Annotated in this window: 12 protein-coding genes; 4 read left to right on the top strand and 8 right to left on the bottom strand. The window is 44.9% G+C overall.

Annotation, left to right across the window (positions count from 1 at the left end; translation table 11 throughout):
• The first annotated feature begins 137 nt into the window (after window positions 1–137).
• From H5300_RS11215 to crp, 4 genes are all read left to right on the top strand, one after another.
• Complete coding sequence (locus H5300_RS11215; RefSeq protein ID WP_017095847.1) at window positions 138–1,130, top strand: hydrolase; 993 nt, start codon at window positions 138–140, stop codon at window positions 1,128–1,130.
• A 99-nt stretch (window positions 1,131–1,229) separates the two neighbouring features.
• Complete coding sequence (locus tag H5300_RS11210; protein WP_004729649.1) at window positions 1,230–1,442, top strand: YheU family protein; 213 nt, start codon at window positions 1,230–1,232, stop codon at window positions 1,440–1,442.
• A gap of 77 nt (window positions 1,443–1,519) precedes the next feature.
• Window positions 1,520–2,389, top strand: a complete 870-nt coding sequence (locus H5300_RS11205) for a phosphoribulokinase (RefSeq protein ID WP_004729650.1) — start codon at window positions 1,520–1,522, stop codon at window positions 2,387–2,389.
• 239 nt (window positions 2,390–2,628) lie between these two features.
• Window positions 2,629–3,261: a cAMP-activated global transcriptional regulator CRP gene (gene crp, locus H5300_RS11200; protein ID WP_004729651.1), complete on the top strand. Its 633-nt coding sequence runs from the start codon at window positions 2,629–2,631 to the stop codon at window positions 3,259–3,261.
• A 197-nt stretch (window positions 3,262–3,458) separates the two neighbouring features.
• On the opposite strand, the gene H5300_RS11195 is transcribed toward crp, so the two are convergent.
• From H5300_RS11195 to H5300_RS11160, 8 genes are all read right to left on the bottom strand, one after another.
• Window positions 3,459–4,250: a DUF1338 domain-containing protein gene (locus H5300_RS11195; RefSeq protein ID WP_004729652.1), complete on the bottom strand. Its 792-nt coding sequence runs from the start codon at window positions 4,248–4,250 to the stop codon at window positions 3,459–3,461.
• Between the two features lie 257 nt (window positions 4,251–4,507).
• The gene (astD, locus tag H5300_RS11190; RefSeq protein ID WP_017085988.1) at window positions 4,508–5,965 is read right to left on the bottom strand and encodes a succinylglutamate-semialdehyde dehydrogenase; all 1,458 of its coding nucleotides are present in this window, start codon (window positions 5,963–5,965) and stop codon (window positions 4,508–4,510) included.
• Window positions 5,966–6,004: 39 nt separating this feature from the next.
• The gene (gene astA / locus H5300_RS11185; protein WP_004729654.1) at window positions 6,005–7,024 is read right to left on the bottom strand and encodes an arginine N-succinyltransferase; all 1,020 of its coding nucleotides are present in this window, start codon (window positions 7,022–7,024) and stop codon (window positions 6,005–6,007) included.
• A 107-nt stretch (window positions 7,025–7,131) separates the two neighbouring features.
• Window positions 7,132–8,343, bottom strand: a complete 1,212-nt coding sequence (locus tag H5300_RS11180; RefSeq protein WP_065207400.1) for an aspartate aminotransferase family protein — start codon at window positions 8,341–8,343, stop codon at window positions 7,132–7,134.
• 465 nt (window positions 8,344–8,808) lie between these two features.
• Window positions 8,809–9,387 carry an aminodeoxychorismate/anthranilate synthase component II gene (locus tag H5300_RS11175; RefSeq protein WP_182795992.1) on the bottom strand — a complete coding sequence of 193 codons (579 nt, stop codon included), beginning with the start codon at window positions 9,385–9,387 and terminating at the stop codon, window positions 8,809–8,811.
• A 175-nt stretch (window positions 9,388–9,562) separates the two neighbouring features.
• Entirely contained in the window at window positions 9,563–12,616 is a 3,054-nt protein-coding gene (locus H5300_RS11170; RefSeq protein WP_182795991.1) for an ExeM/NucH family extracellular endonuclease, read from the bottom strand.
• Window positions 12,617–13,087: 471 nt separating this feature from the next.
• Window positions 13,088–14,104, bottom strand: a complete 1,017-nt coding sequence (gene trpS / locus H5300_RS11165; RefSeq protein WP_004729658.1) for a tryptophan--tRNA ligase — start codon at window positions 14,102–14,104, stop codon at window positions 13,088–13,090.
• A gap of 175 nt (window positions 14,105–14,279) precedes the next feature.
• The gene (locus tag H5300_RS11160) at window positions 14,280–14,966 is read right to left on the bottom strand and encodes a phosphoglycolate phosphatase (RefSeq protein ID WP_182795990.1); all 687 of its coding nucleotides are present in this window, start codon (window positions 14,964–14,966) and stop codon (window positions 14,280–14,282) included.
• Window positions 14,967–15,046: the final 80 nt, after the last annotated feature.

Genomic DNA, 15,046 nt, shown 5'->3' with positions numbered 1-15,046 from the left:
TCCTTGTTTTTGTAGCCCGTATCAGTGAAACCCTTGCGCTTATACCGAGAATCAACCAAGCTCAAATAAAAACGTGGGCGTTTCGCTAAAAGCTCAACACTTTATCAAAGCCCATAAAAGAAGCATGGACTGTTTTTATGACAATATTTACCGCAGCCGCTGGCCTATCGAATCCGCACTTACAAACCTTAGTGCCACGATTTATTAGAAAGCAGGCGTTGTTTGACCCTCAATGGCAAACCTTAGAAACACCCGACGGTGACTTTCTCGATCTTGCTTGGAGCGAATCGCCAGAGGGTGACACCCCAAGTAATGAGGCTCGAAGTAACAAGCCGATATTCGTTCTATTCCATGGCTTAGAGGGAAGCTTTGAAAGCCCTTATGCCAACGGACTGATGAATGCCTTTGCTAAAGATGGCTGGCTATCAGTGATGATGCACTTTCGAGGTTGCAGCGGAAAACCAAATCGCTTGGCTCGCGCTTATCATTCTGGTGAAGTCGAAGATGCGCGCTTTTTCCTAAGACATCTACACGCCCAGTTTCCCAATAACCCTAAGGTAGCGGTTGGTATCTCTTTGGGCGGTAATATGCTGGCGAACTATTTGGCTGAGTACGCGGACGACCCATTGCTGTCGGCGGCGACGATTGTCTCTGCACCTTTTGATCTGGCTTGTTGCTCAAGTCGTATTGAGCGAGGTTTCTCTAAGCTCTATAAAAAGTACCTGCTCAACTCTCTCAAATCGAATGCCTTGAAAAAGATTAAGCTGCTGCAAGAAAAGCTCGGTATCACCGCCGAAACCATTAAGAAGATAGACAAGCTGTATGAGTTTGATGAACGGATTACTGCGCCTCTGCACGGGTTCAAGAATGCTCAGGACTACTATGCTCAGTGCTCAGCGCTTCCTAAACTAAATAAGATTAAACTACCGACTCAGATCATCCATGCCAAAGACGATCCGTTTATGACAGACGACGTGATTCCAAAGTTCGTGTTGCCTGACAACATCGACTACCGCCTATTTCAAAAAGGCGGCCATGTGGGGTTCATTACCGGTAGCACGCTCAAACCAAGGTTTTGGTTAGAAGAAGCATTACCTGCTTACTATGAAAGTATTCAAGATTCGGCATAATGGCCGAGCCTTTTTTAAGGACTGAGTAGTAGACGTCACTAAACACAGTAATCAACACATCAATAAACCTATTTATGAACATAAAAGAGAGAAGTATTTATGATCATCCCATGGCAAGACATTGCGCCAGAAACACTGGAAAACCTCATTAAAGAATTCGTGCTGCGTGAAGGCACAGACTACGGTGACGTAGAGGTTTCACTGCAAAACAAGATTGATCAAGTGAAACATCAATTAGCCTCAAAGGAAGTCAGCATCGTATTTTCTGAGCTGCATGAAACCGTTGATATTCAAGTCACAAAACGCTTCTAGGCTGCGCTCATAAAGGAGCCGTGTTATAGTGGTAAACGATTGCTAACAAGTAAGTTACTCAAAAGACAAGGGTTGTCATGTCCGCTAAACATCCAATTATTGCGGTGACGGGTTCATCAGGAGCCGGCACCACCACCACCTCAGAAGCCTTCCGAAAAATGTTCAATATGATGGACGTGAAGGCCGCTTGGGTTGAAGGGGATAGTTTCCATCGCTTCACTCGACCAGAGATGGATGTCGAGATCCGTAAGGCTCGCGAGCAAGGTAAGCACATCAGCTACTTTGGTCCACAAGCCAACGATTTTGGCGCATTAGAAGAGTTCTTCCGTCAATACGGTAATGAAGGCACGGGTAAAGTCCGTAGTTACCTACATACCTTCGATGAAGCCGTGCCTTACAATCAAATGCCGGGCACCTTTACGCCATGGCAAGAGATCCCAGAAAATTCCGATGTGATGTTCTACGAAGGTCTTCATGGTGGCGTGGTAGATGGCGACATCAATGTCTCACAACACGTCGACTTGCTGATCGGCATGGTGCCAATCGTCAACCTTGAGTGGATCCAAAAATTCGTTCGTGACACACGCGATCGTGGCCACTCACGCGAAGCAGTAATGGATTCCATTGTTCGCTCAATGGATGATTACCTTAATTACATCACCCCACAATTTTCGCGTACTCACATCAACTTTCAGCGTGTTCCAACCGTAGATACATCGAACCCACTGAACGCCAAAGGGATTCCAAGTTTAGACGAAAGCTTCGTGGTTATACGTTTGCGTGGCATCAAAAACGTCGATTTCCCCTACCTTCTGGCTATGATAGATGGCTCATTTATGTCACGCCACAACACGCTTGTGGTGCCAGGCGGCAAGATGAGTTTTGCTATGGAGCTCATTGTAAGGCCCATCCTACAACAGCTCATCGAAACCGGAAAAATAGGTTAACAATACGCCATTCTGGTTGATTACTTTTCATACCGTGATCATGTGCACAATTTTGCGTAAAAAATCGTAGCTTGGTCACGATTAAAATCAAGAAATAGTACCTGAAAAAGGATACTATTCTTAAACGAAACACAAGATAGCTTGCAGCGCTCAACGAGTGCTCTTATCCTACAAGTCAATCCAGGCTTAGCTAAAATACGGAAAGCGGCAAGCATACCCTGCAGAGGAAGTAAGATATTATGGTTCTAGGTAAACCCCAAACCGATCCAACATTAGAGTGGTTCCTTTCACACTGTCATATTCATAAGTACCCTTCAAAAAGTACTTTGATTCATGCTGGTGAAAAGGCAGAAACCTTGTACTACATCGTTAAAGGTTCTGTGGCAGTTCTTATCAAAGACGAAGAAGGTAAGGAAATGATTCTTTCTTACCTAAACCAAGGTGACTTCATTGGTGAACTTGGCCTCTTCGAAGAAGACCAAGAGCGTACTGCATGGGTTCGTGCAAAATCTCCTTGTGAAGTAGCTGAAATTTCTTTCAAGAAATTCCGTCAACTTATCCAAGTGAACCCAGATATCCTAATGCGCCTTTCAGCGCAAATGGCAAATCGTCTACAAGTAACTAGCCAAAAGGTTGGTGACTTAGCGTTCCTTGACGTAACAGGTCGTATCGCTCAAACGCTACTTAACCTAGCGAAACAGCCAGATGCAATGACTCACCCTGACGGCATGCAAATCAAGATTACTCGTCAAGAGATTGGCCAGATTGTTGGTTGTTCTCGTGAGACAGTAGGTCGTATCTTGAAGATGCTAGAAGAGCAGAACCTAATTTCTGCACACGGTAAAACTATCGTGGTATACGGCACTCGTTAATCTCGATTAACTGAGCCAAAAATTTGAAAGCCACCAAATGCAAATTTGGTGGCTTTTTTGTTTTCTAAAGATCTAGAGAGCAGATACGAGATACGAGATACGAGATACGAGAAGAACTCACTGAATCCTATTTGTAAACTTCCTCGAAGCGAAGCGTACTCGCATCTTTAGGGTAAAGCCCGTGCTCATATCTTTCTTTAACCGTTGGTGCTCTCAAAGATCTTGTCAGCCGATGCTGCAACAAATCCTGTATAAAGCTCACCATTCGCCATCGCATAACGCTTAGCAAACTCGTAGAAGCCACCAGGAATCACCTCGTTGCCTTCAACAAATGAAACTGGGACTTTGTCTGCCATTGTAGATGATTGCTCTAATAAGACCTCTGGAGAGCCTTTAACCTGACCGCCAGATGCATTGATAGTGAAACCTGAATCACTCAAATAGTCATTCACAGTCTGTACTTCATCGAACTCATTAAGCTGGTTCACACTCACCGTAAAGTGGTTTGCACCGTAACCATGAGCCGCTAGCCAAGACGCGTATTCACTCTCTTTTGCTAGCACTTGGAAATCCGCGAAGCTCAGATCCCAAAGGCGACCACCAAACAAGAACTCATGACCTTGAAGCTTACTTGCGTCTACTTGCTCAACCAACTTCGCAACGATCTGTTGTAAGTCACTTGAACACTCTTCTACCTTCAACTCACTAATGAACACCTTCGGTTGGTTTGGGTCTGGGTGCTCGTAGTGCTTAGCCACTAACTTCTTGCTCTCAAACAAGTAGTCGCCACAAGCCTTGTAGCCTAATTCAAGGAAAGGCTTAGCCAGTGTTTCAATACCCAGCGGTGCAACATTGAAAGTTCGCAGTGCAATGTGATCATTAATCAGGGCTTCGTCTTCTTTCAGCAGATGATGAACTTTCTCAGCCGATGGGCAAAGCCTGTGAATGTAATCATCCCATAGTGATTTAAAGAGTAGATCGGGCGTCATGGTGACTCCTTGTCAGAGGTTCTAGCAAGCTAGTAATTTGGATTAGAGAGGGAGAGGCTGGACACAGAGTCAGCAGCCATCAGCCTGTGACATACTTGTTCTATTATTATCTACCGCCCAATCTAGGTGTCGGACGTGATGGAAAAAGGAAGCGATAACACCACTTCCTTATTACATAATTAACCAATGAACCTGTTATTCATGAACCTAGAGCTCATAAGCTTGTGATTCATCAAGTTATAGCTTAAAAGCCAAAACTACAGCTCAATACCTGGACTAAACGTAGCCGGCAGTTGAGTTTCACCACCTTCCATTGACGCCATAGGGTAAGCACAGTAGTCAGCGGCATAGTACGCACTTGGACGCAGGTTACCTGAAGCACCCGGACCACCAAATGGTGCATCACCACTTGCGCCTGTTAGCTGGCGGTTACGGTTAACAATACCCGCACGGATATGGTCAACGAAGTATTCCCATTCTGAATCGTCTGTTGAAACTAAGCCTGCAGACAAACCAAAACGTGTGTCATTAGCCAGTTCAACCGCTTGCTCTAGTGACTGATAACGAACCACTTGCAGTAATGGACCGAAATACTCTTCATCTGGCAGTTCAGCAATGTTGGTTGCATCGATAATACCCGGAGAAACAAACGCCGCTTGACCCGCTTTTGCTTCGACTAGGCTGACACCGCCTAACGATTGCAGATTCGCTTGCGCGTCCAGAATAAACTTAGCCGCAGCTTCAGAGATCTGTGGTCCCATGAAGGGTGCTGGCTCAGCGAATGGCTGATCGACACGAATCTTCAAGGTCGCAGCAACGAGCTTATCCAGCAGTTGATCGCCCTTCTCTCCAACAGGCACATACAAGCGACGCGCACATGTACAACGTTGGCCCGCACTGATGAAGGCCGACTGGATAATGGTATAAACCGTCGCGTCAGCATCACCAAATTGGTCAGTGATCACCATAGGGTTGTTGCCGCCCATCTCTAGCGCCAACATTTTGCCCGGTTGACCAGCAAACTGACGGTGAAGGATATGACCGGTATTAGCACTGCCCGTAAATAGCACGCCATCAAGACCTTTAGCATCAGCCAGTGCGATACCGGTTTCTTTAGCGCCTTGCACTAGGTTAATCACGCCAGCTGGAAGGCCTGCTTCTTGCCACAGTTTCATCGCAAACTCACCCGTCCAAGGTGTCTGCTCTGACGGCTTAAATACCACGGTATTACCCGATAGCAATGCCGGAACAATATGACCGTTAGGCAGATGACCAGGGAAGTTGTAAGGACCAAATACCGCCATAACGCCTAATGGACGATGACGCAGTACGATTTGGTTGCCTGCGGCTTCACGTGAAGCTTCACCCGTACGTTCGTGGTAAGCACGAATAGAGATAGCGATTTTACCCGCCATCGCACCCGCTTCAGTGCGAGTTTCCCAAATCGGTTTACCCGTCTCTTTTGCAATAATCTGTGCAATTTCTTCGCTGTTCTCTTTTACCTTCTCAGCAAAGTTCAACACGATCGCTTCACGCTCTGCAAAGCTCAATTTTTTCCAAACTAAGAAAGCGTCACGCGCCGCTGCTACTGCAGATTCAACCTGTGCTGGTGTTGCACTATCGCCTTGCCACACGACTTCATTATTGTATGGGCTTACTGATGTCATGGCGTCGCCTTGACCTGCCACCCACTGTCCTGCTATCCACTGAGTCATACTTCTATCCTTAAAATCTTCGACAGATAATCGCCGCTCTTATTGAGCCAACATGCGAACGAATTCGCCTTCTTTTACTTCAAGAGCGCTTGCTACTTCAGATGATAAAATCACTGTGTCGCTTGCTTGGTCATACGCGCCTTTCGCGGCTACTGCGCGGAAGTTCTCAAACGAGGTATTACCAATGAGGAAGTCTTTAGAGCTTGAATGCTCTGCAATTGTCACTTGAGCTCGAATCGCATGACGCACTGATTCGATATTTCTTAGATCACACTCAACCGTTGGGCCCCCATCAAAGATGTCGACATAGCCACGGTTGGTGAAACCTTCACGTTCCAGCAACTTAAGTGCAGGGCGCGTATTGTCATGAACCTCTCCAATCACCGCCTGAGCTTCTTTGCTCAGTAGGTTCACATAGATAGGTAACTTCGGCATTAGGTCAGCAATGAAGCCTTTCTTACCGATACCGGTTAGGTAATCTGCAAGCGTGAAATCAATTGAGAAGAAGTGCTCTTGCAGCCATTGCCAGAAAGGAGAGTTACCTTCCGCATCCGATACACCACGCATCTCAGCAAAAATCGTTTTCGAAAAACGCTCTGGGTGCTCAGACATGATCAAGAAGCGACACTTAGACATCAAACGACCATTCAATCCACCACGGAAAGCCGGGCGCAAGAACAGTGTGCAGATCTCACTGCATCCTGTGTAGTTATTGCCGAAAGTCAGTAGCTTCACGACGTTATTCACGCCAAGCTTTTGCGATGAGTGAACCACTTTGCTGATGTGGTAAGAGTAAAACGGAACATCCCAGCCAATTGAGGCTTCGATACCTGTCGTGCCTGCAACTTCTCCCGTTTCAGTGTCGAAGCCAACCATTAGGTAGCCTTCATCACCAGGTTCAGTCACGTCTTGTTTAGCAAAGCTGTATTCAGAATGAGTAATTCTGTTGGTTAACAGTTCTTCGTTAACCGGAAGAGATGTGAATCCGTGACCAGATTCAACCGCGCAGGTATGCAACGCATCGTAATCAGATAATTTTATTGGGCGAACAACTAGCATCAATATTCCCTCCAGATGCAAAACAGGCCCAAAACGAGAATCTTGGGCCTTTAGCAGTACGTCATGGGATCGCTCTAATGGCGATCATTCCTATGACGCCGCTCAGGCTAAACTAGCGTAGCGATTGCTTTGTCTAGTTTTGATAAACCTTCTTCAATTTCTTGTGTAGTGATAACCAGTGATGGAGTAAAACGAACCACGTTTGCACCCGCAACCAGTACCATCAAGCCTTGTTCGCCTGCTGCTACTAATACATCACGAGCACGACCTTGCCATGCTTCATTAAGTGCAGCACCTAGCAATAGGCCTTTACCGCGAACTTCACTGAATATTTGGTATTTGTCGTTAATCTTAGCTAAACCATCACGGAATAGTGCTTCGCGTTCTTTCACACCAGCCAACGTTTCAGGTTGGCTTACTACGTCAACAACTGCTTCAGCAACGGCACACGCCAGTGGGTTACCACCGTAAGTAGAACCGTGCGTACCGACTTTTAGGTGTGTCGCGAGTTCGGTGGTCGTTAGCATTGCGCCGATTGGGAAACCGCCACCTAGTGATTTCGCTGTACTTAGGATATCAGGAGTCACACCTAGGCCTTGGTAAGCGTAAAAGTTACCCGTACGGCCATTACCTGTTTGCACTTCATCAAAGATAAGCAGCGCATTGTGCTTGTCACACAATTCACGAACCGTGTTCACGAACTCAGATGTTGGAGAGATGATACCGCCCTCGCCTTGCAGAGGTTCCATCATGATTGCACATGTGCGATCTGATATGTGCGCTTCTAGCGCGGCAATATCGTTGTAAGGCAGGTGAGTTACATCGCCCGGTTTAGGACCGAAGCCATCAGAGTAAGCCTCTTGACCACCCACCGTTACGGTAAAGAAAGTACGACCGTGGAAACCTTGTTTGAATGCAATGATTTCAGACTTCTCAGGACCGTGAACATCCGCTGCCCAACGACGAGCTAGCTTCAATGCTGCTTCATTCGCTTCTGCACCAGAGTTGGCAAAGAATACTTTTTCTGCAAAACATACGTCGGTTAGCTTCTTCGCTAGACGCAATGCAGGTTCGTTGGTCATCACATTACTTAAATGCCAAATCTTGTTTGCTTGCTCAGTAACTGCGTTAACCATTGCTGGGTGACAGTGACCCAAACAGCTCACAGCGATACCACCAGCAAAGTCGATATATTCTCGGCCTTGTTGGTCCCAAACGCGTGCGCCTTCCCCTTTTACCGGGATCATTTCCATTGGGTTATAACAAGGCACCATCACCTCATTAAACAGACTACGTTCTACTTTTTTTTCCACTGTCATCGTACATTCCTTTTCGATACCGCAAGCTTCGCAAATAAGCGTACTGGTTCATAAGTGAGACAAAGATATTTTCTCTCGCCATAATCCCGCTGCAGCATTATATTTACATTTAATTAACGTTTTCAATAGTAGATTATTCTTTAGCTATCCCTAACAACCAGCTAAACGTCACTACCTATGACTATTTATGCATCAATTAATCTGTTTTATGAAGCTTTTTTTACCTAAACGTATAACCTGCAACGGCAAAGCCTTACTGGCATTGCGGTATATTGGGTTCGAGACGAAATAAGGCGAATAATTTTGCATAGGCTAAAAACTTAGCCTTAAGAGGGAGAAATGTTATAAAAAGTGATCAGCGTCAGAGGAGTAAGAGACGCGTAGCGCCCGAATTTAAACGCTTAACGAATGGACTAACAGGTTTAACTGGCTTATTTAGGCGGAGAAAGAGTCAAATTTAAACACTCAGCGCGCTAAGAAGTTAGCGAGAAGCTGGTGTCCTTGCTCTGTTTTAATCGACTCAGGGTGAAATTGCACGGCATCAATCGGCAAGGTTTTGTGTTGATAACCCATGATCTCGTCCATGCTGCCATCTTCAAATTCCGTCCAAGACGTCAGTTCAAAGCAGTCAGGTAGCGTACCATTTTTCACCACTAGGGAATGGTAACGTGTCACAGTTAGAGGGTTATTAAGCCCTTGAAAAACGCTCTTACCATTGTGGCGTATTGGAGAGGTTTTACCGTGCATCACTTGTCTGGCTCGCACTACTTGACCACCAAAGACTTGAGCAATGGCTTGATGACCAAGACACACACCTAAGATCGGCAGTTTACCCACGAAGTGTTCAATGACTTGCAGAGAGATTCCCGCATCATCAGGCGTACAAGGGCCTGGCGAGATAACAAGATGGCTAGGATTCAGCGCTTCAATACCGGCAATATCAATCTCATCGTTGCGAACAACTTTTACAGTGACCCCTAACTCACAGAAATACTGATACAAGTTATAGGTAAAAGAGTCGTAGTTATCGATGATAAGTAACATGGGTCGAAATCGTTTGCTAAATACTAAATGATTGGGAGATATAGGGGCGGTATTGTGCAATACCCATGGCGAAAGGCAAGTGGAAACTGCATTTCGCCAATAATTAAGGCCAACCTAAGTTGACCTTAATTGTTTACAGATAGCCTTAAGTTAGCTTGTATGACTTATGGCTAATCTATTTGTGAGTACGACGGCGTAGGAAGCCAAAGCCGAACAGAGCAAATAAACCGCTTAGACCAAATGATGCACCTGATTTCGAACTGCTTTCAACGTTTTCTGTAGCGGCTTCACTAATAGTGACGTCTGCAGAAACTGTTGATTTCACGGTACCCGCACTGTCAGCCAATTCTTGAGTCATAACATAACTGGCTTTTTCTGGCTCTTTATCAAAGCTAACTTGTACAACACCTGCATCAACATCTGGTTGAGTTAAAGTGGTTGAAGCTGTTAGATCATCAGAAGCAGCCATTGCTTTTAATGCCGCTTGGCTTTTCTTCGCTAAACGAACCGTCACAACATCTCCAACAACAGCCTCTTCAGGTAAGTAATACTCAACCTTCAGCTTTTCGCCTTTAGCAGGTAATGTGATCTTATTCGATTTCGCGTAATCAAGAGCAATGATCACTGGATCATGATCCGATGCCGAGAACACATCTGCGTACTTTGGCATCTTGCCCGTATACTTAGATGAATACTCAAACATTGTGCTTTCTGACGCATTGATATGCCAGTCTGTAATTGAGGTTACTTTGTTAGCCAGCGATGGATTTGCTAAAGCATGATCCAAGTTACCTTGCTCACCGCCGTACGTATAAGAGAACGTATCCGCTCCGTGGAACTTAGTATTCAAGTTAATGTAACCAAAACCTTTCGTTACGACACTACCCGCGGCTTCATAAGGTTTGTTTTCACCAGCGTCATCTTTACCTAATGTAGTAAATGAAGCTGTGCGGATCTCGCGATCATATTTCGCTTCAGAGTAGTCAGTTAGAGTAAGAACAGGATCTTCCATGCCATAAGCATTCAAATCACCAATAATCAGCACATCACCTTTAACTGATTTAAGGCTATCGCCTAGTACCTTAGTTGCTGAAGTACGGAAGCGATTACACTTACCTTGTAGATCTGCTGGATCAGATTTCTCTTCAAAACTCTGCCACTGCTCAATACAGTGAGAGCCTTTTGATTTTAAGTGGTTAACAACAACCGACAGCGGTACGGTACTACCTTTTGCAGTAAAGGTTTGTAGCAGGCTATGACGCTGATATTTAGAAAGCGCAGTATTTGACTCTTGCGTTCCGTCTTCTTTCGTTCGTGTTAACACATCCGCAGGGACATGCTGCTCAGGAGTAACAATAACTTTCGCTTTGCCTTTTGGTACTACTTTGTCAGCACGGTATAGCATGGCTACCATAATGGCGTCGCTACCAAAGAACTCACCCTTGGTCATGTCCGCTTTTTTGATTTCTACATAGCTGTAGTGCTTTTTAACGTCATCAATTGTCGCGTTTAGGCCATCGGTTAGATCTTTAAGTGCACTACCATCTCCAAAGCCATTGTTTTCAACTTCCATCAAGCCGATAATGTCAGAATCCATTGCAGCTAGTGCTTTTATAATTTTTGCTTTTTGAAGCAAAAACTCATCATTCACTTTAGCACCACGGTTACAACCTCTTGAGGCATCAGCATCTGCCTGATCACTACAAGATGCATTCAGCGGCCCACCAATACTGCTGTGGCTATTGAAGTAGTTCAGTACGTTGAAACTAGCAATGCGTATATCAGTATTCGTCAGTTCCGGTGCTGCTTTACGGGTCACATCAAAAATTGTGTTACCTTGAGCATCAACAGCTTTTGTTACAAAAGCATCTTTAGTTGCTGTATTAGTCGCGATTAGACGATATTGGCCATAGCTGTAATCTACAACCCCTTGTAGGCCTTCCACGCGAGAACCCAAACGAATGTGGTTTTCTGAACTGCCGTCTTGGTCTGTATCTTTAGCAAAATCAGGATAGTACGGTATTTCGCCAGAAGCGGCTTTATAATCCGACTCTAGGTAAACTTGGCTTACTGCATTTTTCTTTGCCAGATCGGTTGCTTGTGCGCTTTCAGCGGCGAAAACTTGAGTTGGCTTCATCAGTGGCTTCTCATGAGCCAATACCATGTTATTTCGACGACCTGCATAGTCGTAGCTAAAGTTTCGAGTGACGAACAACTTGGAGTCTGCTGACAGCTCTACATTCATGCCCTCGTAACGCTCTAACGCTTGATGCAATGTTTCACTATCGGCAACAACAAACTCTACCGCTGTTGGCGCAGCTTGCGAACTTTGCTTAACAAAGCTATTAGCATCTGATTTCAATTGCGTTCGGTTAAACAGCTCATGCGCCTTACCTTTCACACACACCACATCGCCAGGGGATAAGCCAGTATCTGAACTGCCTGTTTCTACAAAGAGACCTTCGGATGTTTTAGCGTTGTAGTCATCCTCTAGGGCTTGCAAGTAGAAGCCTTTAGTAATGCTTTTCGTAACAGCTGAAACGACACCAGTAACAAAGATATCTTGCTCTGATTCAAATTTCCCGTCAGGTATTAGTGGCGAACGATCACCATCCCCCTGAATGGCTTGAATAGAGGTAAACGTTGGAGCAGCACTATCATCGGTACAAGTAAAGGCTGGTGGCGGCTCTGGCGCATCATATCCTAAAGATCCAAGGCCTGTGATGTCATCTTTAACAAGTTCATTCCACTGTGCTTTATCATAAGAAGCATTTGACGTCATTGCTTCATCTTTACGGATAAAAGTTTTATCTTTAGCAAAATCAACATCGCCCATAACACCAAACATGTCATGTACTTCACCTTGCGCGTTTAGTAACGCAATCGGATCGTCACCATTAAAGTTAGCTACTGCTCCGTCTTGCTGATTTGCTAGTGCTTTAATTGCATCACTGGCTCTTGAGTTAGCTAACACCCAAACGCTTTTTGCGTTAAGTGTTTTACCAGTCAAGTCTATTTTCGTATCCCAAATACCACCACCATTACTTGATTTGGCAAGCGAGAAGCCGTCAAGAGAAACCGCGCTGTCACCAGTATTAGCGATCTCAATGGCTTTATTGTAGCTGCCGCCTTCTACGTATTGCGAAATGATGATTTCAGCCGATGCACTCGCGGCAAAAACACTACTCACAGCTAGGGCGATTGCGGTATGGGTAAGTTTGCGTTCCATGGTTATTTACCTTTAATAATGAACTTGATATCGAGAGCAAGCACAAATTCCACTGGTTTATTTGCACTTGCTCTACCAAAGATGGCCATTACTGAACTTTGCCAAACGTGGGACTAAAAATAGGGAAGTCTCTACACATTATGACTTATGGCAAAAATCAGCGTTATTATCTTATTCAGCCAATGTCTCTTTTTTATGAAACACACAAAAGTAATTCAGCATTTTAATGAGAGATTAATCGCTAGTGACTTTTCACTCTTTTGACTCACTGTCCAGTTCCAACAGAACTCGAGGCTAAGCAACATTTTTTTACATAACGCGGTAAAAATTAGAGCTATTACTCATTTTTTGTTTTCATTTTGCTTTAAGTGATTTGACATTAAATTAGTAATCACTAATAAAAAAGGCCACCCTATTAAAGGTGACCTTTTATTTATAATTAGTGATTTTTAAAGTGATTTACATGCCAATCTAAGGGCGAGTAACAAAACCAACTGCTTCGTATGCTTTTTTCAGTGTAACGGCAGCGCGCTCAGAGGCTTTTTCTGCACCCGCTTTCATTACTGCATCCATGTAAGCACGATCAGCACGGATACGGTGGTATTCAGCTTGGATCGGCTCAAGCATCTCAACCAATGCTGCGCCTACGTCTTTCTTGAACGGACCGTACATTTCAACGCCTTGGTATTGCGCTTCGATCTCTTCAAACGTTTTACCCGTCGCCGCAGAGTACAGACCCATTAGGTTAGAGATACCCGCTTTGTTTTCCCAATCGTGAGCAATACGTGGTGGCGTTTCTGCATCCGTTTGCGCTTTGTTGATCTTCTTGATGATCGACTTAGGCTCTTCTAACAGAGTAATCACGTTCTTACGGTTATCATCTGACTTAGACATCTTCTTAGTCGCATCTTGCAGGCTCATCACACGTGCATTCACTGTTGGAATGTAAGGTTCTGGTACTTGGAAGATTGGCGTTTCAGGGCCGTAGATGTTGTTAAAGCGATTTGCGATATCACGCGCTAGCTCTAAGTGTTGTTTCTGGTCGCTACCTACTGGCACTTGGTGAGCACCGTAAAGCAGGATATCTGCAGCCATCAACACTGGGTAATCGTATAGGCCTACGTTTACGTCATTTGAGTGACGTGCAGACTTATCTTTAAACTGAGTCATACGGCTCAGTTCACCCATTTGTGTGTAACAGTTAAGAAGCCAACCAAGTTGAGCATGCTCTGGTACGTGTGACTGAACAAATAGCGTGCTCTTCTTTGGATCAACACCGACAGCAAGACAGATTGCTAATGCGTCTAGAGTCGCTTCATGCAGGGCTTTCGGATCTTGGCGAACCGTAATTGCGTGAAGGTCTACAACACAGTATTGGCAATCGTAATCATCTTGCATCTGTTGCCATTGACGTAGAGCACCCAAGTAGTTACCGATACTTAGTTCACCAGATGGTTGAACACCACTCAATACGATGGGCTTGCTCATGCTTTTAATTCCTTTGCTTGTTCGCTAAGCTCGTTAACTTAGTTTCTTAACGTAGTATCTGAAAAACTTAGCTTCTTAACTTTAAAATAGAAAGCCGCACAGCTCTTCTGTACGGCTCATCCAGTGTACTCATTGATAAGTATTTTGCTAGTAGGTTAGCTAACTTTTGTCCGCTTTATGCTGAAACTAGAACGACATCTAGTAATTGTGCAATGTTGTCTGCGACATAGTCAGGGTTTGATACTGAAATCGGCTCACCGTGGTTATAGCCGTAAGTCAGACCAAACGAGTGGCAGCCTGCGTTCTTAGCCGCTTTGATGTCGTTGCTTGAATCGCCTACCATCAGCATATCTTCAGCCTTCACATTATGCTTTTCTAGCAACCAGTTCAGCGCTACTGGGTTCGGCTTTTTCTCTGGGAAAGAGTCGCCACCCAACACATCAACAAAGTACTTACCGATACCGTGCTGCGCCAGAACATCTGGTACAAATTTCGAAGGCTTGTTGGTGACAAGCGCCATGGTGAAGCCTGCTTTGTCTAGCTCTGCTAGCGTCTCTTTAACTGATGGATAAAGGTGGCTTAGCTTATGGCCGCCCTGCTCATAGAAATCATCAAACAGGATACGCGCTTTCTTCAAAAGATCAGGTTCAAGGCTTGGATCAACCGTAAGATTACGGCTCAATGAACGTCCGATAAGAACATCAGCACCATTACCCACATAGTCGCGAACTTGTTCTTCGCTTACTGAAGAAAAACCCAGTTCCTGACAAGCTTGGTCAGCGGCGACAGCCAAATCAGGCACGCTATCTAACAAGGTTCCATCCAAATCAAAGGCAATCAGTTTTATTGAGCTTAATGACATCTTACTTTCCTATTTATTATGTTCGTCTTATGAGTTGAGCTCCAAGACGTAAAAAAGGGGCCAATGAGCCCCTTAATATT

The organism is Vibrio sp. SG41-7 (assembly GCF_014164465.1).
In the GTDB taxonomy this organism is placed as follows: domain Bacteria; phylum Pseudomonadota; class Gammaproteobacteria; order Enterobacterales; family Vibrionaceae; genus Vibrio; species Vibrio splendidus.
This window is presented reverse-complemented; position numbering and strand designations above follow the sequence as displayed.

Bases quoted from the DNA above. Each gene is read 5' to 3' on its own strand.
- H5300_RS11215 (WP_017095847.1), top strand. From the start codon at position 138: ATGACAATATTTACCGCAGCCGCTGGCCTATCGAATCCGCACTTACAA.
- H5300_RS11210 (WP_004729649.1), top strand. From the start codon at position 1,230: ATGATCATCCCATGGCAAGACATTGCGCCAGAAACACTGGAAAACCTC.
- H5300_RS11205 (WP_004729650.1), top strand. From the start codon at position 1,520: ATGTCCGCTAAACATCCAATTATTGCGGTGACGGGTTCATCAGGAGCC.
- crp (WP_004729651.1), top strand. From the start codon at position 2,629: ATGGTTCTAGGTAAACCCCAAACCGATCCAACATTAGAGTGGTTCCTT.
- H5300_RS11195 (WP_004729652.1), bottom strand. From the start codon at position 4,250: ATGACGCCCGATCTACTCTTTAAATCACTATGGGATGATTACATTCAC.
- astD (WP_017085988.1), bottom strand. From the start codon at position 5,965: ATGACTCAGTGGATAGCAGGACAGTGGGTGGCAGGTCAAGGCGACGCC.
- astA (WP_004729654.1), bottom strand. From the start codon at position 7,024: ATGCTAGTTGTTCGCCCAATAAAATTATCTGATTACGATGCGTTGCAT.
- H5300_RS11180 (WP_065207400.1), bottom strand. From the start codon at position 8,343: ATGACAGTGGAAAAAAAAGTAGAACGTAGTCTGTTTAATGAGGTGATG.
- H5300_RS11175 (WP_182795992.1), bottom strand. From the start codon at position 9,387: ATGTTACTTATCATCGATAACTACGACTCTTTTACCTATAACTTGTAT.
- H5300_RS11170 (WP_182795991.1), bottom strand. From the start codon at position 12,616: ATGGAACGCAAACTTACCCATACCGCAATCGCCCTAGCTGTGAGTAGT.
- trpS (WP_004729658.1), bottom strand. From the start codon at position 14,104: ATGAGCAAGCCCATCGTATTGAGTGGTGTTCAACCATCTGGTGAACTA.
- H5300_RS11160 (WP_182795990.1), bottom strand. From the start codon at position 14,966: ATGTCATTAAGCTCAATAAAACTGATTGCCTTTGATTTGGATGGAACC.